Source organism: Vibrio panuliri (assembly GCF_009938205.1).
Taxonomy (GTDB): domain Bacteria; phylum Pseudomonadota; class Gammaproteobacteria; order Enterobacterales; family Vibrionaceae; genus Vibrio; species Vibrio panuliri.
Genome location: NZ_AP019654.1, coordinates 122,655 through 148,267 on the forward strand (window position 1 = coordinate 122,655; position 25,613 = coordinate 148,267).

A 25,613-nucleotide genomic window follows, 5' to 3' on the forward strand; every position below is an offset into this window, starting at 1 on the left:
AAGTCTCAAGGGCCAGAGTTAGCAATATCTGTTAGTGTTTGCGGCGACGGACACGCAATGTCTGTGGCATCGCTTTAATGCGACGCATAATACTGGCTAGATGCACACGGTCTTTGGTCGTCAGCAACACTGTGACAGTATAAAGGCGACCATCGCGCTCTTTAGTCGAGAGACCATGAATATTTGAGCCCGTCTTAGAGATGACATTGGTGAGTTCTGCCAAAGCCCCTTGGCGGTTTTGCACGTCCACCCGCAGCTCAGCAGTAAACTCTTGGTCATAATCTTCTGACCACGCCACTGCCATGTACTTATCTGGCTCTCGTTGATAACCGCGTACGTTTGGACACGTTTCACGGTGAACGACTAATCCTCGACCCGGAGAGACGTGAGCAATAATGTGATCATCTGGAATTGGATGACAGCAGTTAGCAAACGTCAGCAAAATACCTTCAGCTCCGCGAATCGGCAGCTTCTTGGTTCCGTTGCTAGGGATTGAACTTGTTGTCGTTAACTCATCAGTATCACCGAGCAAGCGACGAGCAATGACGATACTCATCAACTCACCTAGACCGATGGCTGCCAATAGGTCATCAACGCTTTCCAAGCGCAGGTCAGTCAGTACTTCCTGAATGTTCTCTGGATAGATTGAATCAATATTGTGGCGACCAAGTGCATGGTTAAGTAGTCGACGACCTAGGGTAATCGATTCTTCACGACGCATGGTCTTAAGCACTTGACGAATCTTTGTGCGAGCACGCGATGTCACGACGTAGTTTAGCCATGCAGCATTCGGACGCGCACCAGGCGCACTGATGATCTCGACCGTTTGCCCATTCTTCAGCGCTTTGCTTAGTGGGTATGGATTGCGATCCACTCGCGCACCCACACAGGCATTACCAACGTCAGTATGTACCGCATAAGCAAAGTCCACCGCGGTTGCACCCAACGGCAGTTCAACGATACGTCCTTTTGGCGTAAAGACGTAAATCTCATCTGGGAACAGATCGGATTTTACGTTTTCGATAAATTCAAACGAGTTACCAGCGCTTTGTTGCAGTTCCAGCAAGCTTTGCATCCAGCGTTGCGCTTTTACTTGCGCCGTTGTGCCTGTACGCTCGCCGTTGCCTTTGTATGACCAGTGCGCAGCTACACCTTTATCCGCCATTTGATCCATATCTTCAGTACGGATCTGCACTTCTACAGGGACGCCGTGAGGGCCCACCATTGAAGTGTGGATAGATTGGTAGCCGTTTGCTTTAGGTACTGCGATGTAATCTTTCACGCGACCTGGACGCGGCTTATACAAGCTGTGGACTTGACCAAGTACGCGATAACAAGTGTCAGCACTGTCGACAATCACGCGAAATGCGTAGATGTCCATAATGGTGTGGAAACGCTGCTCTTTGGTTTTCATCTTGTTATAGATGGAGAACAGGTTTTTTTCACGACCGACCACGCGAGCTTTAAGACCGACATCTTCTAGACGACCCTCGATTTCACCGTGGATACGTTGGATCATCTCTTTGCGGTTACCGCGCGCCGCTTTGACCACTTCTTTAAGAACGCGGTAGCGGTTTGGATAGAGGGCTTCAAAGCCAAGCTCTTCCAGTTCTGTCTTAATATTATGGATACCAAGGCGGTGTGCTAGAGGTGAATAGATTTCAAGGGTTTCACGGGCGATACGACGCTTTTTGTCAGGGCGCAAAGCACCCAGCGTACGCATATTGTGTGTGCGGTCAGCCAGCTTGATCAGAATAACGCGGATGTCTTGCACCATAGCAAGGACCATCTTGCGGAAGTTCTCTGCTTGAGCTTCTTTGCGATCACGAAATTTAAGCTTATCCAGCTTAGATACACCGTCCACCAATTCAGCGACTGAGTTGCCAAATTGTTCTTCAAGGTCTTCTTTGCTGACGTCACAATCTTCGATGACATCGTGCAGCAGAGCCGCTTGCAGTGTCTCAAGATCCAGACGCATTTCAGCCAGGATGCGAGAAACCGCAACAGGGTGGATGATATAAGGTTCCCCGCTCGAACGGGTTTGCCCTTCATGGGCATTTTTCGCTACCACATAAGATTGACGCAGAGCCTCAATTTGAGGCTCTGTTAGGTATTCTTGGGCAACGTCTTTGAGGCTATCGAATAGATACAAACTTTAGGCCCGGAAGATAGTTGTAGAGAAAGTCTATTAGCGACCGTGAGCGATGCTGCTAACTGCTGCCAGTTCCGCTGCTTCTTGCTCTTGTTGCTCTTGACGCTCACGTGCATCAAGGATTTCTTTCGTGATAAGACCTTCTTCGATTTCGCGCAGAGCGATAACCGTTTGCTTATCGTTCTCTTCTGGCACTAGTGAATCTTTGCCGCCAGTTTGCATTTGACGTGCGCGGCGTGCCGCAATCAGTACTAGGTCGAAACGGTTGCCAACTTTTTCAACAGCGTCTTGAACAGTTACGCGTGCCATGAGGACTCCAAATAGTTAACTAAAATTTTGAATGACGAGAAATTATACAGCTTAAAGTCAGTATATTCTAGCTTAAGCATGATATCGCGGTTTCTCGTCGGTGAATGGCTTTTGGGAGACTCTTACTCAGCCAATAAAGCGTCAAGCATGCCTTTATATTTAGCAGCTTGTTTATCTTGCTTCAATCTTTCTGCACGGATGATTGCTTTAAAGTCCATCAGTGCATTATCAAAGTCGTCGTTCACAATAACGTAGTCATATTCGCTATAGTGAGAAATTTCTGATTTTGCTTCTGCCATGCGTTTCGCAATAACAGCTTCGCTATCTTGACCACGAGTGTTGAGGCGGCGCTCTAACTCACCGTTTGATGGTGGTAGGATGAAGATGCTTTTTGCCAATGGCATTTGCTCGCGAATTTGACGCGCACCTTGCCAGTCGATATCAAGAAATACATCGATACCTTTGTCTAGGTTGTCTTCAATCCAAACTCGTGAAGTGCCGTAGTAGTTACCGAATACTTCAGCGTACTCAAGGAACTGGCCTTGCTCAATCAGTTCTTCAAACAGCTCTTTTTGCACAAAGTGATAGTGCACACCATCTTGCTCACCCGGGCGCATGCCGCGCGTTGTGTGAGACACAGATACTTTCATCGCGTATGTTGGATTAGTTTCCAGCATCGCTGAGATCAAGCTAGATTTGCCCGCGCCACTCGGTGCTGAGACGATATATAGAGTACCTTTGCCCATATGTAACGTTCCACATTAGGTTGGATGGTGTCGAGAAGAGTCGACAGTTTAAAGATAGCACTGACCGAGAAGCATCACTTGAGTGGTGAAAAATAGGTCAGAAAAATGGAGGCGAAGAGTAGCACGATCTTAAGGATCATCACAAGGAAAACCACCAATTGACGCCGTTAACTATGATCTTAGTGTCTTGGTCAGTAAAAACCGTCGAGGATGATTTTAGCTTCGATTGAGTATTATGCGTGTTGTTGTGTAACAAAGGGTTTTTTACTGACTTTTTACGCAAACGTTTGGCTAATTTCGTTATCTGGCGCAAAAATCATTGAATTTTTACTCTAAATCAATACAATCCGCGCAAACGTTTACGTGCTGTATATGTCTAGTGAATTGGACTGGATGTTTCTACCACCGAGCCTATCTTGGTGACTACAGTGAATTTTGGTGTACTCACCAAGATTTCTCTATTCAGCATGTGTATCCATCTACTATTTTTACAGTTGCAAAGGTTACATAGTGAGTCTCGAATCTACCCTTAAAGAGCAAAAATCCCCGCAAATTTTAGAGTCAATCTTTAAGATTTCTGAGCGCAAAACCACCGTCAGTACAGAGCTGTATGCGGGTTTTATTACCTTCCTTGCGATGACCTATATTCTCGCAGTCAACCCTGCGATTCTAGGTGGTATTCCTGGTATGGATAAAGGGGCGGTATTTACGGCTACCGCACTGTCAGCAGCGATCGCGACGTTGATTATGGGTATTTGGGGTAACTACCCTGTGATGTTGGCCCCCGGTATGAGCATGAATGGTTTCTTCAAAGGTATGCTGCTTAGCGGATCGGTGGCCTTGGTCTGGAATGAGGCCCTGTTTGGTATCTTCCTGTCAGGCATCATTTATCTGATTCTCTCGATGACCAATATTCGCAAAACCCTGATTGAATCGATTCCAGAAGACCTTAAATTGGCGATCACGGTTTCGCTTGGCATGTTTATCGCCTTCTTAGGTTTGAAAAACGCGGGCATTATCGTTTCTAACCCGATCATCTTGGTTAGTATGGGTGACATTTCTACTCCACAAGTGCTGATTGCATACATCAGTATCTTTATCGCCTTGGGATGTATGATCCGTGATATTAAGCTCGCGACCTTTATTTCATTTGTCTCTGCGATTCTATTGACCATCATTGCTGACTTGCTGATGGGGACCAATAATGCCCCAATGCCTGAGCAGATTTTCTCGATGCCCCCAAGTATTGAAGGAACGTTTGGTGCAGTATTTGATATTTCGGGCTTAACCGCAGACAAGATGATTGATTTGCTGTTTATCGTTTTGATCTTCCTGATTGTCGATTTCTTTGATGGCTTGAGCACCATCGTTGGTGTGGGGCGTGATGCTGGCATTATTGATGATGATGGCAAAGTGCCGAATGCTCGTTCTGCTCTTGTCGCGGATGCTGGTGGTACGGTAATTGGTTCCATCTTGGGGACCACGTCGATTACCGCATTCTCTGAATCGGGTATTGCTTCTTCACAAGGTGCCAAAACAGGTCTGGCGGCAGTGATGGTTGCTGGTTTATTTGCGCTGTCGCTATTTATGTACCCAATCTTCTCGATTTTCTCTGCAGCGATGGTGGCCCCTGCGATGGTGGTGGTCGGTATCTACATGATTGGGCGTTTAGGACAAATTAGCTGGGATCGCAAAGAATCACGTATTGCTACGTTCTTTACGATTATGTTCACGGTTCTCAGTTTCTCGCCTGCAAATGGTATGGCGATGGGTTTCCTGAGTTACAGCTTCTCGATGTTGGTGGCTGGACGCGGTAAAGAAGTGCACCCAGTGATTTACGTGCTCTCATTGGTGTTCTTAGTTTACCTCGTGATGCTTTAATTGTTAGTACTGCCAATGCTCCTACCAAGGTAGGGGCATTGTTTGTCATATTTCCATGATATTATTAAATGATAGTAATAATAACATTCTGGAAATACTCCAATGCCTTCCCATTTACCTTCTTCGTTTAGTCGACCTTTTCTTAAACTGTTTCATATTTTAGAAGCGGTATTGCTGGTGGCCATTACTTTGGCGACGGTGTGGGCAATGGTCGAAGAGTTCGTGCACATTTATGTGCAAAAGCGCGTGATGCTGGAAGATATTCTCTTGATGTTTATCTATCTTGAAGTGTTGGCGATGGTAGGGCAGTTTGTGATGAACGGTAAAATACCGGTGCGCTACCCGATCTATATCGCGATGATGGCAATCGCGCGCTATATCACGCTGGGTATGAAAGAGCTCGATTCGGTGATGATAGTTTGGTTATCGCTGGCGGCGTTTGTGCTGGCGGCGGCGACGTTACTGATACGCGTTGGTCATCACTATTGGCCATATATTGATGGGCAAACCGCAGAAAAAGACGAATAACTTTTGCCTTTAATGAAAAAGCCCCGCATTGCGGGGCTTTTTTGTCGCGTTATTTGGTAAAGAATGCGCGTTTTAACGCCACTTCTAAACCGCGCACTTCTGCTAGGCCTTTTAAGCGACCAATTGCCGAGTAACCTGGGTTGGTTTTCTTTTTCAGGTCATCCAACATTTGGTGACCGTGGTCTGGGCGCATTGGAATTTTGCGCAGATCGCCAGCTTCTTCACGACGTTGCTCTTCTTCAAGAATCGCCATGACCACACCATACATATCAACATCACCATCTAGGTGTGCCGCTTCGTGGAAGGTCATCGGGTTATGCTCTTCGCGCTTAGTGGAGCGTAGATGCGTAAAGTAAACGCGGTCACCATGCTTTTTGATCATGTTGACTAAGTCATTATCACCACGAACACCATAAGAGCCCGTACACATTGTGATGCCGTTGTTTTGGCTCGGGACTTGTTCAGTTAACCAATCAATATCTTCGATAGTAGAAACGATACGAGGCAAACCTAGGATAGGGCGCGGTGGATCGTCAGGGTGAACCGCCATCTTAATGTTTTCTTCGTCACACACTGGCATTAGCTCAGCTAAGAAGTGACGCATGTGCTCACGCAACTTGTCTTTGTTGATGCCCGCGTAGCGGTCAAGTTGCGCTTGGAATGCTTCTAATGTGTAGCCTTCTTCTGCACCAGGAAGACCTGCGATGATGTTGGCTGTTAGCTGCTTAACTTGCTCTTCAGACATGTTGTTGAAGTATTCAAGTGCTTGCGCTTGCTCTGCTTCAGTGTAGTCGGCGTTTGCACCAGGGCGTTTTAGAATGTGAAGTTCAAAAGCGGCAAACGCGATCTGGTCAAAACGCAGCGCTTTCGAGCCATCAGCCATTTCGTATTCAAGATCAGTACGAGTCCAATCGAGAACAGGCATAAAGTTGTAGCAAACAGTATCGATACCACATTGCGCAAGGTTACGCAGAGTTTGCTTGTAGTTTTCGATCCACTGTTGGTAGTTGCCAGTTTGAGTTTTGATCTCTTCGTGTACAGGAACACTTTCAACCACAGACCAAGTTAAACCTTTCGCTTCAATGATCGCTTTACGCGCGAGAATCTCTTCTTTGGTCCACACTTCACCGTTAGGGATATGGTGCAGTGCGTTGACGATACCAGTTGCGCCAGCTTGGCGAATATCGTCTAGGGATACAGGGTCATTAGGACCGTACCAACGCCACGTTTGTTCCATGGTTTTTTTACCTTCTTATTATTGTGAACTTTTACTTGGGGCAAAAATCACTACATCAAGCGTCGAGGGGAGAGGCTCCCCTCATTAAATTGGGTTTATGGGAACAGATAGCCGTCGAATTTAGGGTCATCGACGTCAGAGAGTTTGAACAGAACTTGTTTTACATTCTCTAAGTGTTCCCACATTGCGTTACGTGCTCCTTCTGGATCACGTTTTTGCAGCGCAATTAGAATTCTCTCGTGATCTAACAACCAAGCTTTGCGGTAATCGTTGTTGCTAATGCGAGAGTGGAGTTGTCGCCACATTGAGCTTTCATGGCGGCGTAGCCAAAGATCATTAGCAATATCGGCTAATACGCTATTCTGAGAAGCTTCAGCGATAACAAGGTGGAAGAGTTCGTCGCTGTCGTAATCTTCGACACCACTTTCTAAATTGTGTTTTTCGCTGTTGAGTGCGTCGCGCAGACGCTGAATATCGTTCTTAGTAATATGGCGAGCTGCGAAGCCAGCGATCTCGCTTTCAATAACTTGGCGAGCTTGTAGCAGTTCAAACGGACCGATATCTGAGCTCGATCTTGGCATTGAAGCTTGGATGTTTTGGCTATCTTTGCTTGGGATATTAATGACATAAACACCAGATCCTTTGCGCACTTCTACCAAGCCTCGTAGTTCCAGCATGATAATAGCTTCGCGTACAACTGAGCGACTGACTTCCATTTCTTCCGCGATGTCACGTTCTGGTGGCAAGCGGTCACCCACTTTGAATTCACCCTTTAAAATGCGTTCCTGCAGTGAAAAGCCAATTTCTTGATACAGTCTTTTTGGTTCTGATATTGCGATGTTCATTGATACTCTCGCCGGTTTGTCATGGTGTAATCATATCATTCCGGATAAATTGGTCAACCAACTGGTTGACCAATTTTGGGGGTTATTACACAGATTAAGATTTTAGTTTTGCGTAGAAGTCTGCAAGCAGATGGAATGACGCCTTCTTCGTGAACTTGTCATTAGAAATCAGACCCTTACGGTTCCATCCTTTCTGGAACATATTTTGACGACGCTCGACACGGAACTCATAGAGAATCCATGGTGAGATGCCTTTGATATAGTCTAATCGCTCTAAGTATTCGATCTGCTTTTGGTATACTTCAGTCATGTAAGCTTCGCTAAAGAAACCAGTTTTTGGTGCGCCTTCACCAATGAAACCATCTGCGCCTGTTTCTGAGATGACTACGGGTTTGCCTGGATTGGAGTTTTCGCCAATTTCAATCAAATCATCAAAGACTTCTTCATACCAACCGTAGTATTCATTGATACCAATGATATCTAAATGTTCGGCTAAGCGATCTTCAATCTTATTTTTCGCGTGGTTAACCAAACAGGCGGCCGAGACTAAGCGGCATGGATCGTTGTCGCGCGCAGTTTTGACCAGATTTGACATGAACGTTAAGCGAGCGTCTGTGTCGGCGTTTTCGTTACCCACTGACCACATGATCACTGAAGCACGGTTGCGGTCACGCTTAATCATTTCAATCAACTGGTTTTCCGCATCGCGGTAAGTGGCTGGGTTTTCAAAGTCAATTGCCCAGTAAACCGGGATTTCAGCCCAAATCAAAAAGCCCAGTTCATCGGCCATTTTCGTCGCCATTTCATGGTGCGTATAGTGCGCAAAACGCATGTAGTTACAGTTCAACTCTTTTGCGTGTTGGAAACGGCGTTTGAGATCTTCAGGTGTCACGACTTTACCTAGGTATTGGTCATCTTCATGCACACTGATACCACGGAGGAAAGTATTAACACCGTTCAGGACGATTTCTGTTCCCTTTACTTCGATTTGACGGAAACCAACGCGGTCAGTCACTTGGTCTTGACCAAAGGTGGCGGTGATGTCGTAAAGTTTTGGGTTTTCAGGCGACCAAAGCTCGGGTTGAGCGGCAATCTCTAATGAACCTTTGCCATCGGTTAGAGCGATGGAAGTGTTAAGCCCAAGCTCTGCAATCGTAATTTCTACATTGTCAGCGGCACCTTCTGCTTCAACATCAATGTGGATTAAGTTGTATTGGTTGTTAGGGACTAGGTAGACGTGTAGATCACGAATGATTGCTGCTGGGGTACGCACGATTTCGATGTCGCGATAAATACCACCATAGTTAAACCAGTCAGTATTGCGCATTGGGACACGGTCAAGAGTACGGTTGTTGTTTACACAACACATAATCCAGTTGCGGCCTGCTTGTAGCTTACCGGTAAATTCTGCGAAGAATGGGGTAGAGCCACCGTAGTGGTTACCAATAAACTCGCCGTTTAGGAAGATCTTACAATCGTATTGAGCTGCGCCGATACGGAGAAACACTCGTTCATCTTGTTCTGCTTCTTGGTAATCCCATGCTTTGGTGTACCAAGCGCTACCTTCAAAGAAATACCATTTTTCTTTTTGCATTTGCCAGCAAGAAGGGACAGGAATTGTCTCTCCAACATATGGGTCGTAGTCCCATGGCTCAATGCGCTGTTCTGCTGGCATGGGTTTCATGTCGTACCAACGTTGGCGCAAACCAGTATCAAGCAAATCGACCGCAAAGTTCCAGTGACCATTAAGAGATTCAGTGTCACGACCACCCATAAATAACATGTTGGTATGGTTAAGATTTTGGAGGTTGAATGGCACATCATACTGCTCATCGTGCAAGCAATTGATAGCGTTTTCAGCGAGTTCAGAACGTTCTAACATCTTGTTTTTATTCCTAAGTATGAGAGCGCGTATTGCGCTCTCGATATTCACTGTTAGTTGGTGCTTACTAGAGCATCAATACCGCGAACATAGTCAGCAATTGCTGGGTTCTGTAATGCTGCGTCATGCATTGGTTTGACGGCATCAACGAATGGCTGTTTCTCAACGGCTACAAACTTCACATCCATCGAAGATTTCGCTTTTTCAATCGACTCAACCGTCATTTCTGTCCATAGGTCTTTATGGAATGCCATGGACTCTTTTGCCGCTTTCTTCATTGCTTGCTGCTCGTCTGCGGATAGTTCATCCCAAACTTTCGAGCTGATGACCAATACGTCAGGAATCATCGTGTGCTCATCCATACTGAAGATTTTCGCTACTTCACCATGGCGAGCTGTTGTTAGAGCGGTTTCGTTGTTTTCAGCACCGTCGACAACGCCTTGTTGCAGTGCTGTGTATAGCTCACCGTAAGACAGAGGAGTTGGAGAACCACCCATCATCTTGATCATTTCAACCGCTGTTGGGCTAGGTTGAACGCGGATTTTAAGACCCGCTAGATCTGCTGGTGTCTTGATTTCTTTGTTGGCGTAGAAGCTACGTGCCCCCGCATCGTAGTAAGTCAGGCCAATAAAGCCTTTGTCGTATGACGCTTCTAGGATTTTCTCACCCACTTCGCCTTCCATTGCACGGTAGTAGTGGTCACGGTCGCGGAAGATGTAAGGGATATTGAATGCGCCGTATGCTGGTTCAAATGCTTCGAGTTCACTCGCGTTAGATTTCGCAATGTGAAGTGCACCGTTTTGAAGAAGCTCCATTGACTCACGCTGTGTTCCTAGCTGGCCGTTTGGATAGATACGGATACGAACTTCACCGTCTGTGTACTCTTTCACTTTGTCAGCCATGTACTGCATTGACTTGTGAACAGGGTGGTTACGGTCTTGGTTGTGGCTCAGCTTCAGCGTTGTTGCCGCAAGAGTAGAGAAAGAGGTGGTCGCTGCTAGGGCACAAGTAACGAATGTCGCCAGCGCTTTTTTGTTAAAAAGCATAGGGTTCTCCATGTTTTATTGTTGTGTTAGTTATTTGTCATTTCTGGTTAACCAATTATTCGTGACCAATCAGAAATCGTTATTGCCTGTTCAATTTGACGCACTAACAACCAATTTTCAATGAGAAAATTGTGACTGGTTGACCAATGTCATACTTTGGTTAACAAAATTGGACTGACCAATCTTAATGTGAGTTTTATCACAAGCGAGATTTTTGCTCTGTGCTTAAATGCGCCACATCCTACTTTTGAATCGCTTTCTACATTTTTAGACGAAAGAATCGTCGCCTAGGAGACTTTAATGAACAAGCTCATCACCGCAATGAATAAAGTGCTCTCTTTATTCTGCATTTCACTAAGTAGTGTATTGGTGTTGTCTGTATCGTGGCAGGTGTTTTCCCGTTACGTGTTGAATAGTCCAAGTACGTTTACGGATGAAGTATCTCGCTTCCTATTTATCTGGGTTGGCTTAATGGGTGCAGCCTACACCATGGGACAAAAGCGCCACCTTGCAATCGATTTATTACCAATGAAGTTGGAAAAAAGCCCACTTAAGCTGAACAACCTAAACATCATTATCAACCTTTTCAGTGTCTCTTTTGCCTTCATCATCATGATCTACGGTGGTGGTAATTTAATGCTTAAAACTCTGGCGACAGGGCAAGTTTCGCCTGCACTTGGCATTGAAATGGGGTTGGTTTACGCCGCGATTCCATTAAGTGGTTTATTTATGGTGGTTTACATCATTCGCGATCTGCTTGAACTGGTTTCTCAACGCCAAAATCTGGCGTCATAACGCCTGACAGAATTTTAATAATTACTTAAATAAGGAATATTAACCGTGGAATGGCAAGTTCTGATTGTTTTATTTGGTAGCTTCTTCCTCTTACTCGGAATTGGTGTGCCAATCTCATTTGCTATCGGTATCGCTTCACTGCTGACCGTTATGATGTCGCTTCCGTTTGATGCTGCGATTGCTGTTATTTCGCAAAAAATGGCCTCGGGTCTCGATAGTTTTGCGCTTTTGGCTATCCCGTTCTTTATCCTTGCGGGCAACATTATGAATCAAGGCGGCATTGCTATTCGTCTGATTGAGTTTGCTAAGGTTCTTGGTGGTCGTTTACCTGGTTCGCTGGCTCACGTTAATGTTATCGCCAACATGATGTTTGGTGCGATTTCGGGTTCTGCTGTCGCTTCTGCTGCGGCCGTTGGTGGCACCATGTCGCCACTACAAAAGAAAGAGGGTTACGATCCTGCTTACTCTGCAGCGGTAAACATTACTTCATGTCCAACCGGCCTACTGATCCCGCCAAGTAATACCTTTATCGTTTACTCTCTGATTTCAGGTGGTACTTCAATCGGTGCACTTTTCCTTGCTGGTTACATCCCAGGCATGTTGATGGGACTGGGTTTGATGATTGTTGCGGGCATTATTGCCAAAAAACGTGGCTACCCAGTGGCACCAAAACCAACACGTTCTGAAGTGATGCAAAAAACGCTAGATGCACTACCAAGCTTGAGCTTAATTGTGGTCATTATGGGCGGCATCATCGGTGGCATCTTTACTGCAACTGAAGCGTCTGCGATTGCGGTTGTTTACACGCTATTGTTAGCGGTCGTTTTCTACCGAGAAGTGAGCATCAAACAACTGCCAAAGATCATTCTAGAGTCTGTGGTTACCACTTCTATCGTATTGCTGCTGATTGGTGCATCAATGGGTATGTCATGGGCGATGGCTAACGCTGACATCCCTTACCTAATCAGTGATGCGTTACTTGCAGTGTCTGAAAATCCATTAATTATCCTGTTGATCATCAACTTAGCTCTGTTGATTGTTGGTATCTTCATGGACATGACGCCAGCGTTATTGATTTTCACGCCGATCTTCCTGCCAATCGCTTTGGACTTAGGTATGGATCCTGTTCACTTTGGCATCATGATGACCTTCAACCTATGTATCGGCATCTGTACACCTCCAGTGGGTAGTGCGCTGTTTATCGGTTGTTCGGTGGGGGATGTGAAGATTGATAAAGTGATTAAACCGCTTCTTCCATTCTACGCAGTACTGGTTGCGGCACTGATGCTAGTTACCTTCATCCCTCAAATCAGCTTGATGCTTCCTCAGCTATTCCTAGGTTACTAATAATAATTATCTTGAGAGAGCCCTTGGGCTCTCTCACATTTGCATGGACACCTTCGCTATGAAATCTCTAAAACAGTGGCAGTTTGAACAACAAAATGGCAATGAAGTGATTCTTCATTGTGATAATAAACACGCGCTTCACCTTTTTATTCTTGAAAACAACCTTATTCGCGTATTAGTAAAACGTGACCAAGCTTTGCGCTTAGATCGCACATGGACGGTCGCTCCTGATGGGCAAGACGTGGCCTGGGAAGGACGAGACCGCCTGTCGACAGAAGGCTTTAGCTGCCCAACTTATCAGTTAGAGCAGTCGGCAGATAAACTGATTGTGACCACAGAACAGTTGCGTTTGACGGTACACCAACCACTTTGGATGGAGTGGGAGCACTGCATTGATGGCGAGTGGTTACCACTGGCTAAAGATCGTAAAACAGGGGCGATTCAAGTTGGAGTAAGCGAATCAGGTATTGCGCACTTTATGAATCGTGAGCTGACTGACCACTATTACGGTTTGGGTGAAAAAACGGGGAACTTGAATCGTGAAGGTCGTCGCTTTGAAATGCGCAACCTTGATGCAATGGGTTATGACGCCAGCAAGACAGATCCACTCTACAAACACATTCCTTTCTACATTACTAAGCCGCAGAGCGAGCAACACAATGCGTCGTTTGGTCTGTTCTACGATAACTTAGCCAGTTGTTGGTTTGATTTAGGTAATGAACTCGACAACTACCATATTAAGTATCGTAGTTACCGTGCTGAAGACGGCGATCTTGATATGTACTTTATGTACGGTGATAGCGTTAAGAGTGTGACCAAACAGTTTGTTCGTTTGACTGGCGGCACCTTGTTCGGGCCGAAATGGAGCTTAGGTTACAGCGGTTCAACCATGCAATATACCGATGCGCCAAACTCTCAAGAGTTGCTTGAAGGTTTTGTTGACCAATGTGCAGAGCACGGTATTCCTTGTGACTCATTCCAACTATCTTCAGGCTACACCTCAATTGGCGACAAACGTTACGTGTTCAACTGGAACTACGACAAAGTGCCAAATCCGAACGGTATGTCCGATCACTTCCATCACCATGGCATGAAATTAGCGGCGAATATCAAACCTTGTTTGTTGCATGACCATCCTCGTTTTGCCGAAGTCAAAGAGAAAGGGCTATTTATTCAGGATTCAGAGTTTGATCAGCCTGAAAATTCGGTGTTCTGGGATGCGGATGGCTCACACCTAGACTTTACCAACCCGGAGACAGTTAAGTGGTGGCAAACGAACGTTAAAGAGCAGTTGCTCGAAAAAGGCATCGACTCAACGTGGAACGACAATAACGAATATGAAATTTGGGATCGCAGAGCACGTTGTTTCGGCTTTGGTAAAGAGATCCCTGTGAGCTTAATCCGCCCGTTGCAACCTTTGTTGATGATGCGTGCTTCATTTGAAGCCCAAGCCGAATTCGCTCCAGAGCTTCGTCCTTATCTGATTTCACGTTCGGGTTGTCCGGGTATGAACCGTTACGTCCAAACTTGGAGTGGCGATAATCGTACTAACTGGACCAGTTTGAAGTACAACATCAAGATGGGCTTAGGTATGAGTTTATCGGGTTTGTACAACGTAGGTCATGATGTGGGTGGTTTCTCAGGAGATAAACCCGATCCTGAACTGTTCGCACGTTGGGTGCAAAATGGGGTTATGAATCCGCGTTTCACCATTCACTCTTGGAACGATGATGGTACGGTTAATGAGCCTTGGATGTACCCAAGCGTGACGCCGATTGTTCGTGATGCCATGCGTCTACGTTACCAACTTATGCCGTATATCTATGATGCTTTACATAAAGCGTCGACCCTAGATGAACCGATGCTGCGTCCTACCTTCCTTGATCATGAACATGACACGCGTACGTTTGCAGAGTGTGATGATTACCTGTTTGGTCAAGATCTACTGGTTGCATCGGTGGTGGAGCAAGGTCAGCGTCTGCGTGATGTTTATCTGCCAGACAACCAAGCAGGTTGGTATGATTTCTATACAGGTCAATGGCACAGCGCTGGTCAAATGATTACGCTCGATGCGCCATTAGAGCGTATTCCACTGTTGGTTCGTGCGGGTTCGATTATGCCAATCAGTGAGCGTGTCGCCCATATTGATGCTACGCAAGATTCGGCGCGAGCATTGAACATCTATCCACTGATGGGCGTCGGTGAGAGTGTTAGTTGTTTGTTTGACGATGATGGTGAAAGCTACGGCTACCGTGAAGGTCAGCATATTACGCTGGATATCAATATGTCCTGTAGCAATCAAGCCATCGAACTTGAGATTGCTCGTCGCGGTGACTATCAACCGGCTTATCAAGCACTAACTCTGCGTTTACCTCAAGGTGAAACGCGTCCTCTTATCGTCAATGGCAAAACCTACCGCTCCGGTGATGCTTTCCCTCTTAGCGAAGCTAAATAACCACAATAACGAATTGAGAGCTCGTGAGGGCTCTCTTGTTCAAGCAAGGAAAATTAAATGAAAAACATCAGCAACAGCCAACTGAACACAAGCGTTATTGTACCTCGCTATGAGCGCAGCCAACTTAGATCTCGTATTGTGCACCTAGGTTTTGGTGCTTTCCATCGTGCGCACCAAGCGCTATTCACTAACGAAATGTTAGAAAAAACCGGCAGTGATTGGGGCATCTGTGAAGTTAACTTGTTCGGCGGTGAAGAGCTGATTGAACAACTTCGCGCGCAAGACCATCTATACACAGTGGCAGAGAAGGGCGCGCAAGCAACAGAAGTAAAGCTGATTGGTTCGGTAACGGAATCACTGCACCCAACGCTAGATGGCAAAGTGGCTGTACTAGCAAAAATGACTGAAGAACAAGTCGCGATTGTTTCTATGACAATCACGGAAAAAGGTTACTGCGCAGACCCTGCAACAGGCCGTTTAGACAAAAACAACGCGCTGATTGTGAGCGATCTGGCTAACCCGCAAGATCCGAGTTCAGCGATTGGTTACATTGTTGAAGCGCTGCGCCAGCGTCGTGAAAAAGGCATTGCGCCGTTTACGGTAATGTCTTGCGATAACGTGCAAGAGAACGGCCATGTTGCTCGCGCAGCCGTACTGGATTTTGCTAACTTGGTAGATGCCGACCTAGCGGCATGGATTGAAGCGAACGTGACCTTCCCATGCACCATGGTTGACCGTATCGTACCAGCGGCGACAGAAGAAACACTCAACGAAATTGCAGAGCTTGTTGGCGTTGCCGATCCTTGTGGTATTGCTTGTGAGCCATTTCGTCAATGGGTTATCGAAGATAATTTCGTTGCAGGTCGTCCTGACTGGAACGTTGTCGGCGCTGAATTTGTTGCTGACGTAGTACCGTTTGAAGAAATGAAACTGCGTATGCTAAACGGTAGTCACTCTTTCCTTGCGTACCTTGGTTTCCTTAGTGGTTACGCGCACATTTCCGACACCATGACTAATGAAGATTACCGCCAAGCGGCATTCGACATGATGATGAAAGCGCAAGCGCCAACGCTAAACATGCCAGAAGGCACTGACTTAGAAGCGTACGCGAAGCTTCTGATTGAGCGCTTTACTAACCCAAGCCTCAAGCATCAGACATGGCAAATCGCGATGGATGGTAGCCAGAAGATCCCACAACGCATGGGTGGCTCACTGCGTCATCACCTAGCGCAAGGCAGTGACTTCAAATGGCTCGCGATGGGTATTGCTGGCTGGATGCGTTATGTTTCTGCACAAACTGAGCAAGGCGAAGCGATTGATGTGCGCGACCCAATGGTTGAGCAATTCCAAGCGATTTACGCAGAGCACGGTTTGAACGTAAGTGTAGTTAAAACGCTACTATCAATTGAAGCGATCTTTGGTACTGATTTAATTAAAAACGACACTTTCGTTACCGCAGTGACTGACGCCTATCAGCGTCTACTGAGTGATGGTGCTCGCGGCGCAGTTGCCTCTCTTATCTAATTTCATATGCCCTCGTGAGTGAGGGCATTTCTATTTCTACCAGATTCTCGGTGTGGGCAGTGCCGACGCCAACGGAGTTAACGATGAAAAATTTTTTGTGTGAAGACTTCTTACTAGCAAATGATACCGCTCGCGAGCTATACCATGATTACGCGAAAGCGATGCCTATCTATGACTACCACTGCCACCTAAACCCTAAAGAAGTAGCGGAAAACCGCCAGTTCGATAACTTGGGTCAAATCTGGCTCGAAGGTGATCACTATAAATGGCGCGGTATGCGTTCTGCTGGGGTGCCAGAGTCACTGATCACTGGTAAAGAAACTTCAGATTACGAGAAGTTCCAAGCGTGGGCGAGAACCGTTCCTCAAACATTGGGTAACCCACTTTACCACTGGACTCACCTAGAACTGCGTCGCCCATTTGGTGTGACGGGTAAGCTATTTGGTCCTGAAACCGCCGATGAAATCTGGCATGAGTGTAATGAGCTATTGGCAACGCCTGAGTTTTCAGCTCGCGGCATTATGAAGCAGATGAATGTGGTGATGGCAGGGACTACGGATGACCCAATTCATACCCTTGAGTACCACAAAGCGATTGCTGAAGATGAAAGTTTTGACGTGGAAGTAGCGCCAAGCTGGCGTCCTGACCGCGCATTCAAAATTGAGCTTGAAGGCTTTGCTGAGTATATGACGTTGTTAGGTGAAGCTGCAGATGTGGAAATCACTCGTTTTGCTGATCTGCTTACTGCGTTAGAACGTCGTCTTGAGCACTTTAGTGCGCACGGTTGTCGCGCCGCTGACCACGGTATCGAGATTGTGCGTTATGCAGCAGTGCCAACAGAAAGCACACTAGATAGTATTCTTGCCCGTCGCCTGTCCGGCGAAGCGCTCTCTGAGCTTGAAATTGACCAGTTCTGTACAGCGGTACAAGTTTGGCTAGGCAAACAATACGCAAAACGTGGCTGGGTGATGCAGCTACATATTGGTGCGCAGCGTAACAACAACACGCGCATGTTCCGCCAGCTAGGTGTGGATTGTGGCTTTGACTCGACTGGCGATCGTCCATTTGCGCTGCAACTGGCTTGCCTAATGGATGCCATGGATGTAACTAACGAGCTGCCAAAAACCATTCTCTACTGCCTAAACCCACGTGATAACGAAATGATGGCAACCATGATTGGTAACTTCCAAGGCGGTGGTATCGCCGGCAAGATCCAATTTGGCTCAGGCTGGTGGTTTAATGACCAAAAAGATGGCATGGAACGTCAAATGCAGCAACTTTCTCAATTGGGATTATTGAGTCAATTTGTAGGAATGCTAACAGATTCTCGTAGTTTTCTTTCATATACTCGTCATGAGTATTTCCGTCGTATTCTTTGTAACATGATGGGACAGTGGGCAGAGAACGGTGAAGTGCCGCGTGACGTACCTATGCTAGGTAAAATGGTGCAAGATATTTGCTATCACAATGCGAAAACGTACTTCACTCTACCAGGAGAGAAATAATGAAACGTATCGCCTTACTAGGTGAATGCATGATTGAACTCAATGGCGCTCCTTTTGGTGCCATGGTTCAAACTTACGGTGGTGACTCATTAAACACCGCTGTCTATCTTGCGCGGTGCACAAAAGGACAAGTTGGCGTGGAGTATGTCTCTGCGCTGGGCACTGATGCGATCAGCGATGGTATGATTTCGCGTTGGCAAGAAGAAGGTGTTGGCACCGAGTTGGTACTGCGCGATGGCACACGTCAACCGGGGCTCTATTTGATTCAGCTTGATGAGCAAGGTGAACGAACCTTTCTTTACTGGCGCAATCAATCGGCGGCGCGCTACATGATGCAACATGCCGACTTTGCAAAGGTAGAAGCAGCACTTGCCAGTGTCGATATGGTTTACCTAAGCGGCATTAGCCTAGCGATTCTTCCAGCAGAAGATCGCCCGCGCTTAGTTGACATGCTGGCCACACTTAGCCAACAAGGTGTTGAGATTGCTTTTGACTCTAACTACCGTCCAGCGTTGTGGCAAAGTGCCGATGAAGCTCGTGACTGTTACCGTCAAATTTTAGCGCTGACAGATCTTGCGCTGGTGACTAACGACGATGAGCAGAACCTATGGGGCGATAGCGATGAAGAGCAAACGCTAGTGCGTTTGCAAGCGGCTGGCGTGAAAAAAGCGGTGGTGAAGATGGGCGCACAAGGGAATCACTACAACGATTTTATCGCAGGTACGCGCCAAACTATCGCAACGACACCGGTTGAAACCGTGGTCGATACAACCTCAGCAGGCGATTCATTTAATGCTGGTTTCCTAGCGGGATACTTACAAGGTAAAGCGCCAGAGCAGTGCTCCCGTCAAGGCCATCAACTTGCAGGTATTGTGATTCAGCACAAAGGCGCAATCATCCCTAAACAAGCCACTGATGCGATTGATTTTGCGTAATAAAATAACCAAATTGAAATAAAGGTACGAAAAAATGACAACTATTGCACAGCAGCTTGCCGCGATTAAAGTAATCCCAGTCATCGCGATTGATCGCGCTGAAGATATCATTCCTTTAGGTAAAGCGTTGGCAGAAAACGGTTTGCCAGCCGCAGAAATTACTTTCCGTTCAGATGCAGCGGTTGAAGCGATTCGTTTATTGCGTGAAGCTCAACCTGAAATGTTGATCGGTGCCGGTACCGTACTCAATCGCGAACAAGCACAAGCGGCGAAAGATGCGGGCGCAACGTTTGTTGTGTCACCGGGTTTTAACCCAAACACAGTAAATGCATGTCGTGAAATCGGCATTGATATCGTTCCGGGTGTGAACAACCCAAGTGCGGTAGAAGCGGCGATTGAAATGGGCCTAACGACATTGAAGTTTTTCCCAGCGGAAGCATCAGGTGGCATCAATATGGTGAAATCTCTGCTTGGTCCTTACACGCAAATCCAATTTATGCCAACAGGCGGTATTAGTCCTAAGAACGTAAAAGATTATTTGGCGATTGACCGTGTTATTGCCTGTGGTGGTACTTGGATGGTTGATAAATCGATGATCAATGAAGGTCGTTGGGACGAAATTGGTCGTCTAGCGCGTGAAGCTGCTGACTTGGTGAAATAAGCCTCGGCTGCCAAGTTTGGTACGGTAATAAAGTGAGTAGAGTAAGGCTTCCATTAGGAAGCCTTTTCTAAAAGAGAGCTAAGCATGAAAGTCGCGTTTTTACATACTTTAGCCGCCAATCAAATCCTGTTTGATGATTGCATCCAAGAGAGTCAGTTAGCCAAATTTGCCGATGTGATGCATTGCTGCGCCCCTGAACTGTTAGAGTACGCAAGCGGTGTTGGTTTTGATGCACATTTGGCAAATCAGGTGGCTGGGCAAGTTCGAGCGCTCGAACAACAAGGTGCGGATTGGATCGTCTGTACTTGTTCGAGCATCGGGCGTTTAGCGGAAAGCAGCTTAACTCATCATGCCAAGGTGCTACGTGTTGATAGACCAATGGCTCAAAAGGCGAGTCAAGCGAAGCAACTTACTGTACTTGCTGCGCTTCCTACTACCATTGAACCAACCATGAGTTTATTGGCAGAGTATCGGGTTGATATTGAGCAGTTTGCTAACGTGCGAGTGATTGATGTCGTGTGGCAACACTATCTTGCTGGTGATTTAGCTACGTACCAGCAAGCGATAGCAAACTACCTCGATCAGTATTGTTCGGATGATGAAGTTGTTTTATTGGCTCAAGCATCGATGGCTCCAGCGATGAAATTGCTGTCTGAGGTTTGGTCGACAAAAGTGCTGACTAGCCCAAGTACGTGTCTTGAATATCTGGTTGGGCAACTTATGTTACCGTCAGAGCAGGGAGAACGTGATGATTGCTCTTCCTGAGTGGAACTTTGCTCAAGCAATTGGCATGGTCGCTTTTGCAATTGGTGCGACGGCATTTTTGCATAGTGATGGACGCAGGTTCCGCCTGCATCTGATGCTATTTCAACTCGTGCTTTGTAGTCACTTCGTCATGATGGGCGCGCTGGTGGCTGCATTCGGTTGTGGGATTAGTGCCATTCGAAGCTATGCATCCACCAAGACCCAGTCGACAGGGGTGATGCTATTTTTTATCGCTATGCTTTGGATTATGGGACTTCCACAGCTTGAGTATAGCTATGAACTTTTGACCATATTTGGTTCATCAGTGGCAACTTGGGCGCTGTTTAAAACCCAAGGTATTCAGATGCGTTTGCTGGTGATGTTCAACTCTTTCTGTTGGGTGACGAATAACTTGTTGCTCGGCTCGATTGGTGGAAGCTTAATGGAGCTCACATTCATTATTGTTAATAGCCTAACTATAGTGCGAATGTATCGGGCGCAGCGGCGAGCATCGGTGTAAGTTTGGCAGTGTGGAAAAACAAAACCGAGCGACAAGGCTCGGTTTTTGTCAGTTGGCGGAAGCGATTTTAAATTGCGACCAATTTACCATCGACGCCATGCATTGCAGGCACCCAAGCGAGACGGTCGGTCGACATTTTTTGACCACAAGGCATTTTGATATGGTTTACTAGCCAAACCACGCAGCCATTTTCTAAGTTAAACAACACACGCACTTGTGAGTAAAGATCACCATCATCATAGGCTTCTGAAACTGGCATCGCAGCGCCTTGCCAAGCCTCAAGCAGAGTTTCGAGTGGCCAATCAACACTTAAACCAATCACTTCTGGCTCAACATCTTTAACAATGCGCATTTCAATTCGCGCGTGCTGCCCTTCGTTTTCGAGTGCGATTTGATGAGGAATATTGCTATCTTTCCAACTTAAAGTTTGCATGGTTACGCCTCCAACCAATCATTAGCGACTTTGATTATTGCTTTGCGTACTGGCATCGGTTGGTTAATTGCCACCAATGGTCGGTGCGGCTGAGCGACATTGAAAATAATAAAATCACCGGGATTGAGGTCGGTAAATTGCTCGTTGACAATATCTTCACTAAACGCGATATCTTTTGCTTCTAAGAGATCTTCAGCAATGGTTTGGAATGGTTGTAGGCTGTAACCGAAGCGCTCTTCACCTGCGAGCAGGATTTGCACATCAACATACTTACGGTGACATTCAGAGCGACGTTCGTTAAGTCGCTGAGTGTTGTCATCCACCACAAAGAAAAATACGTCTTCTCCCTCAAGTGGGTAGCGACCATTTTCTACATTTTCATTAATGCGCTGCTTTACTTGTTGGATAACACTGAGCAGCTTATTCGGTAGGTGCTGGTAACTATCCAGCTCAGACAGGTTGCCTTGAAACACTAAATACCTCAATAACCACATAGGCGGTGGTGTTATAAAGGCTAATTATAAAATGCTCAGCAATATCGGTAGATGAGTTTCTGCAAGGAAGGAGAAGCGGATCAAAAATTAGTTTTGACCTTCAAGCCACGATTGGCGCTCTCTTACTTAAAAACAAGGCGTGATAAGCGATTCCGCGTTACTCAGTACTTGGCGTTTAATGACGCTTAGAGTTTCATCATGTTGTTGTCACCATAAGTGTATTCAATATATTTCCTCTTCAAATACTATTTGCTAAATAAAAAACATATGCAGCCGATAGAGTAATTGTTCACGTAGTTCGTGGTCTATGAGGCTCATCTGGGAATGTTAAGTGTTAATACAAACATCGCTGCTATGAAGGGTTCACAAGGTTTGCACCGAGTAACCAACAGTCAATCGGTTTCTATGGAGCGCTTGTCGTCAGGTAAGAAGATTAATCACGCCAAAGATGATGCTACTGGTCTTCAGATTTCTAATCGATTACTCGCCCAGAGTCGTGGGATGGATGTGGCTATTCGAAACGCGAATGATGGCATATCTATGTTGCAAACGGCCGAAGGTGCGATGAATGAATATACCGAGAACCTGACTCGTATGCGCGACCTTACACTAAGATATGCCAATGGTTCTTTGGCAAAAGAAGACAGATTAGCGATTCAGCAAGAATACGGTGCATTAAAGGATGAGTTAAATCGAATCACTCAAACAACTAGCTACTCAGGAGACAAATTACTGAACGGCAAAAATACCGAACGTGTTTTTCAAATTGGTGCCAGTTCAGGTCAGGCCATTAAGTTGAGTATGCCTTCTTTAGAAAAATTCCAAGAAACGGAAAAGCAAACAACGACAAAGATCACTAGGTTTCAGGCAGTCAAAAAGAACTTACTTGAGGATTGGAGATCGAATACTGACTTTACGATTAATTTCGAAATATTTGAAGGTAACTATACATTGGATGGGAACGAGCACGTATCCATCGATCTCTCCAAAGGGTTATCACTTCACGAAGTCGTTGATGAAATAAACGATAAAGTTGGTAACAAGATGCGAGTTTTTATCGATGAGGAAGATCTATATTTTGATAATGGAAACCTGGCTTCCAAAGGACCACGGCTAAGCTATTACGCATTAGCTGATAATCATCGGGTTTTGTACAGAGGTATTGACTCTGCGGGGTATTTCTATAGTCCATTTCGTTCTTCAGGAGGAGAGTGCGCATTTGATGTAGAGGAGGTGTCTTTCTATGAGATACCTGATTTGGGTAATGTATCAAGCACAGATGCGGTTCTTGAAAAATTGGATGGAGTATTACATTTAGTTGATTCTGAGAGAGCTAAGTTAGGTGCGACTCAAAATCGGTTATTTCATGCAATAAACAACTTATCTCAATCCTCAGAGAATGTCGCTGCCAGCTATAGCCAAATTCGAGATACTGATTTTGCTAAGGAAACGACGAACCTGACTAAACAGTCAATTCTTAAGGAAGCAGAGATGGTTCTGCTTGCTCAAGCTAAGGATTCTCCTCGCAATGCACTTAGTCTTTTAAGCTGAACCTTATTTGTTACGGATATCATCATTGATAGAACAGCAGCAGGAATAAGAATAACAGCCTCGTAAAATAGAGGCTGCGTTGGTGTTTATGGCTCGCTGAAATTGCGCTAAGTCTTATTCTATATTCTGGATCTGTTCGCGCATTTGCTCGATCAGTACTTTTAACTCGACGCCTGATGCAGTGATGTCAGTACTGATAGACTTAGAAGCCAAAGTATTAGACTCTCGGTTGAACTCTTGCATCATAAAGTCGAGACGACGACCAACGGAGCCACCTTTTTTCAAGATATTCGTGGTTTCTTTTACGTGTGAGTCTAGGCGGTCTAGCTCTTCTGCAACATCTGATTTTTGCGCAAGTAAGATCAGCTCTTGCTCCACTCGTGCCGCATCAAGCTCAATTTTTGCTTCTTCAAACTTGTTTAGTAGGCGTTCACGCTGCCAAGTTAGAATTTCTGGCATACGAGCGCGAACTTTAACCACTTCATCGGTAATCGCGGTTAGGCGCTGCTCGATAAGTGCTTTCATGTTGTCGCCTTCACGGCCACGAGCTTCGATAAACTCGCTCAATGCTTCATCAAAGCCACTCAGTAGATCTTTGTTTACCGCATCCATATCTTGCTCAGGGGTTTCCATTACGCCCGGCCATTGCATCACTTGGAATGGATTGATGCGGCTAAGTTCGCCAGTCATATGCATCACTTGTTCAGCGGCTTTGATTACTTGGCTTGCGAGAGTTTCATTGATAGTCAGTTCACCCTGAGCAGCAGGGTTTGCTTCAAAGCGTAAATGGCACTCAACTTTACCGCGAGCAAGGCGTTTACGAAAACGCTCACGCAGCACAGGTTCAAGACCGCGGAACTGTTCTGGTAGGCGGAAATAGGTTTCTAGGTAACGTTGGTTAACGCTACGGATTTCCCATACGGCAGTGCCCCAATCGCCTTTTAACTCTTTGCGAGAGTAAGCCGTCATACTGTAGATCATCGAATTTTCCTGTCTATATATGCTGAAAATTAACCTTGAGATAGTAGCACAACTCCGAGCATTCTCGCTAAGTCGTTGAACTATTGCTGCTACACTCGCCAGCGCAAACCTTTTCCGTTATAATCTTGCTCCAACCAAAACGTCTCCCCCTACAAATAAAGGTAGATGCCCATGCGCCCTAACGATCGCAAGGCGGATCAAGTTCGCCCAATTAAAATTACTCGTAACTACACCGCTTATGCAGAAGGCTCTGTTCTTGTGGAGTTTGGTAACACCAAAGTACTTTGCAACGCATCCATTGAAGAAAATGTGCCTCGTTGGTTAAAAGGCCAAGGGAAAGGTTGGGTTACGGCTGAATATGGCATGCTACCTCGTGCAACTCACTCACGCACACGCCGTGAAGCGACCAATGGTCAGCAAGGTGGTCGTACGATGGAAATTCAACGTCTGATTGCTCGCAGTTTACGTGCAGTTGTTGATTTAAAAGCCATGGGTGAGTTTATGATCACCGTGGATTGTGACGTAATCCAAGCAGATGGCGGTACTCGTACAGCATCTATTTCTGGTGCAAGTGTGGCACTGGCTGACGCATTCCAGCACCTAATTGACAGCGGTAAGCTAAAGAACAACCCAATGAAAGGTCATGTTGCTGCGGTATCTGTGGGCATTTTGGGTGAAGATGTGCTGTGTGATTTGGAGTATGTTGAAGACTCAGCGGCTGATACCGACATGAACGTCGTGATGACTGAAGATGGTCGCATGATTGAAGTGCAAGGTACTGCAGAAGGTGAACCGTTTAGTCATGAGCAGTTGCTTGCGCTGCTAGAGTCAGCGAAGAAAGGCATTGCGGAAATTGTCGTAGCGCAGAAGACGGCGTTAGCCAATTAGTTTTGAGAAATAGCTTCCTTTATCGGAGGCTATTTTTTTACCTTTCTTGTATAAAACTCCACAGCGTTGTTCGCTGCAACTTTTCGACCTAATCACATACTTGAGTATGCTCATCGGCACGAAAAGTCTGGCTGCCTAGCTGTGAAGCTTTCTA

Annotated in this window: 23 protein-coding genes and 1 riboswitch; of the genes, 13 read left to right on the plus strand and 10 right to left on the minus strand. The window is 46.1% G+C overall.

Going from position 1 to position 25,613, the window contains the following annotated elements:
• Positions 1-31: 31 nt before the first annotated feature.
• The 3 genes from spoT to gmk form a co-directional block, all read right to left on the minus strand.
• On the minus strand, positions 32-2,152 hold the full coding sequence (spoT, locus tag GZK95_RS00550; RefSeq protein ID WP_075710544.1) for a bifunctional GTP diphosphokinase/guanosine-3',5'-bis pyrophosphate 3'-pyrophosphohydrolase: 2,121 nt from the start codon (positions 2,150-2,152) through the stop codon (positions 32-34).
• A 36-nt stretch (positions 2,153-2,188) separates the two neighbouring features.
• A complete protein-coding gene (rpoZ, locus tag GZK95_RS00555; RefSeq protein ID WP_075710546.1) occupies positions 2,189-2,461 on the minus strand; it encodes a DNA-directed RNA polymerase subunit omega in 273 nt (90 codons plus the stop codon).
• A gap of 122 nt (positions 2,462-2,583) precedes the next feature.
• Positions 2,584-3,207 (minus strand): guanylate kinase, encoded by a 624-nt coding sequence (gene gmk, locus GZK95_RS00560; RefSeq protein WP_075710548.1) that lies wholly within the window; start codon positions 3,205-3,207, stop codon positions 2,584-2,586.
• 346 nt (positions 3,208-3,553) lie between these two features.
• Positions 3,554-3,653: riboswitch (purine riboswitch) on the plus strand.
• Between the two features lie 64 nt (positions 3,654-3,717).
• Between gmk and GZK95_RS00565 the strand changes: the two genes are divergently transcribed.
• Both GZK95_RS00565 and GZK95_RS00570 read left to right on the plus strand, forming a co-directional pair.
• Positions 3,718-5,088, plus strand: a complete 1,371-nt coding sequence (locus GZK95_RS00565; RefSeq protein ID WP_075716480.1) for an NCS2 family permease — start codon at positions 3,718-3,720, stop codon at positions 5,086-5,088.
• Positions 5,089-5,190: 102 nt separating this feature from the next.
• Positions 5,191-5,616: a phosphate-starvation-inducible protein PsiE gene (locus tag GZK95_RS00570; RefSeq protein ID WP_075710552.1), complete on the plus strand. Its 426-nt coding sequence runs from the start codon at positions 5,191-5,193 to the stop codon at positions 5,614-5,616.
• 49 nt (positions 5,617-5,665) lie between these two features.
• Here the strand turns inward: GZK95_RS00570 and uxuA are convergent, their stop codons facing one another.
• From uxuA to GZK95_RS00590, 4 genes are all read right to left on the minus strand, one after another.
• A complete protein-coding gene (gene uxuA, locus GZK95_RS00575; protein WP_075716479.1) occupies positions 5,666-6,853 on the minus strand; it encodes a mannonate dehydratase in 1,188 nt (395 codons plus the stop codon).
• A gap of 95 nt (positions 6,854-6,948) precedes the next feature.
• Positions 6,949-7,698, minus strand: coding sequence for an FCD domain-containing protein (locus GZK95_RS00580; protein ID WP_075710556.1), 750 nt, complete (start codon positions 7,696-7,698; stop codon positions 6,949-6,951).
• A 94-nt stretch (positions 7,699-7,792) separates the two neighbouring features.
• A complete protein-coding gene (locus tag GZK95_RS00585) occupies positions 7,793-9,580 on the minus strand; it encodes a glycoside hydrolase family 2 protein (protein WP_075716478.1) in 1,788 nt (595 codons plus the stop codon).
• A gap of 53 nt (positions 9,581-9,633) precedes the next feature.
• Positions 9,634-10,626, minus strand: coding sequence for a TRAP transporter substrate-binding protein (locus GZK95_RS00590; RefSeq protein WP_075716477.1), 993 nt, complete (start codon positions 10,624-10,626; stop codon positions 9,634-9,636).
• 300 nt (positions 10,627-10,926) lie between these two features.
• Between GZK95_RS00590 and GZK95_RS00595 the strand changes: the two genes are divergently transcribed.
• The 9 genes from GZK95_RS00595 (at position 10,927) to GZK95_RS00635 (ending at position 21,112) form a co-directional block, all read left to right on the plus strand.
• Entirely contained in the window at positions 10,927-11,421 is a 495-nt protein-coding gene (locus tag GZK95_RS00595) for a TRAP transporter small permease (RefSeq protein WP_075710562.1), read from the plus strand.
• A 45-nt stretch (positions 11,422-11,466) separates the two neighbouring features.
• Positions 11,467-12,768 carry a TRAP transporter large permease gene (locus GZK95_RS00600; protein ID WP_075710564.1) on the plus strand — a complete coding sequence of 434 codons (1,302 nt, stop codon included), beginning with the start codon at positions 11,467-11,469 and terminating at the stop codon, positions 12,766-12,768.
• Between the two features lie 58 nt (positions 12,769-12,826).
• Positions 12,827-15,223: a glycoside hydrolase family 31 protein gene (locus GZK95_RS00605; protein ID WP_075713208.1), complete on the plus strand. Its 2,397-nt coding sequence runs from the start codon at positions 12,827-12,829 to the stop codon at positions 15,221-15,223.
• A 57-nt stretch (positions 15,224-15,280) separates the two neighbouring features.
• Positions 15,281-16,747 (plus strand): fructuronate reductase, encoded by a 1,467-nt coding sequence (locus tag GZK95_RS00610; protein ID WP_075713206.1) that lies wholly within the window; start codon positions 15,281-15,283, stop codon positions 16,745-16,747.
• 83 nt (positions 16,748-16,830) lie between these two features.
• The gene (gene uxaC, locus GZK95_RS00615) at positions 16,831-18,252 is read left to right on the plus strand and encodes a glucuronate isomerase (RefSeq protein ID WP_075713204.1); all 1,422 of its coding nucleotides are present in this window, start codon (positions 16,831-16,833) and stop codon (positions 18,250-18,252) included.
• Entirely contained in the window at positions 18,252-19,187 is a 936-nt protein-coding gene (locus GZK95_RS00620) for a sugar kinase (RefSeq protein WP_075713202.1), read from the plus strand. The genes uxaC and GZK95_RS00620 overlap by 1 nt, the downstream gene beginning before the upstream one ends.
• 34 nt (positions 19,188-19,221) lie before the next feature.
• Positions 19,222-19,848 (plus strand): bifunctional 4-hydroxy-2-oxoglutarate aldolase/2-dehydro-3-deoxy-phosphogluconate aldolase, encoded by a 627-nt coding sequence (locus GZK95_RS00625; RefSeq protein WP_075713200.1) that lies wholly within the window; start codon positions 19,222-19,224, stop codon positions 19,846-19,848.
• Positions 19,849-19,932: 84 nt separating this feature from the next.
• Positions 19,933-20,613 carry a hypothetical protein gene (locus GZK95_RS00630; protein ID WP_151148795.1) on the plus strand — a complete coding sequence of 227 codons (681 nt, stop codon included), beginning with the start codon at positions 19,933-19,935 and terminating at the stop codon, positions 20,611-20,613.
• Positions 20,597-21,112, plus strand: coding sequence for a YgjV family protein (locus tag GZK95_RS00635; protein WP_075710578.1), 516 nt, complete (start codon positions 20,597-20,599; stop codon positions 21,110-21,112). Before GZK95_RS00630 ends, GZK95_RS00635 begins: the two co-directional genes overlap by 17 nt.
• A 67-nt stretch (positions 21,113-21,179) precedes the next feature.
• Here GZK95_RS00635 and GZK95_RS00640 read toward each other — a convergent pair whose 3' ends face one another.
• Both GZK95_RS00640 and GZK95_RS00645 read right to left on the minus strand, forming a co-directional pair.
• Positions 21,180-21,545 carry a hypothetical protein gene (locus GZK95_RS00640; protein WP_075710580.1) on the minus strand — a complete coding sequence of 122 codons (366 nt, stop codon included), beginning with the start codon at positions 21,543-21,545 and terminating at the stop codon, positions 21,180-21,182.
• 2 nt (positions 21,546-21,547) lie between these two features.
• Positions 21,548-22,018, minus strand: a complete 471-nt coding sequence (locus GZK95_RS00645) for a YhcH/YjgK/YiaL family protein (protein ID WP_075710582.1) — start codon at positions 22,016-22,018, stop codon at positions 21,548-21,550.
• A 345-nt stretch (positions 22,019-22,363) separates the two neighbouring features.
• On the opposite strand from GZK95_RS00645, the gene GZK95_RS00650 reads away from it, so the two are divergent.
• The gene (locus tag GZK95_RS00650; RefSeq protein ID WP_075715868.1) at positions 22,364-23,590 is read left to right on the plus strand and encodes a flagellin N-terminal helical domain-containing protein; all 1,227 of its coding nucleotides are present in this window, start codon (positions 22,364-22,366) and stop codon (positions 23,588-23,590) included.
• 114 nt (positions 23,591-23,704) lie between these two features.
• Here the strand turns inward: GZK95_RS00650 and GZK95_RS00655 are convergent, their stop codons facing one another.
• The gene (locus GZK95_RS00655) at positions 23,705-24,571 is read right to left on the minus strand and encodes a YicC/YloC family endoribonuclease (RefSeq protein ID WP_075710586.1); all 867 of its coding nucleotides are present in this window, start codon (positions 24,569-24,571) and stop codon (positions 23,705-23,707) included.
• 171 nt (positions 24,572-24,742) lie between these two features.
• Between GZK95_RS00655 and rph the strand changes: the two genes are divergently transcribed.
• Positions 24,743-25,459 (plus strand): ribonuclease PH, encoded by a 717-nt coding sequence (gene rph / locus GZK95_RS00660; RefSeq protein WP_075715867.1) that lies wholly within the window; start codon positions 24,743-24,745, stop codon positions 25,457-25,459.
• Positions 25,460-25,613 lie beyond the last annotated feature (154 nt).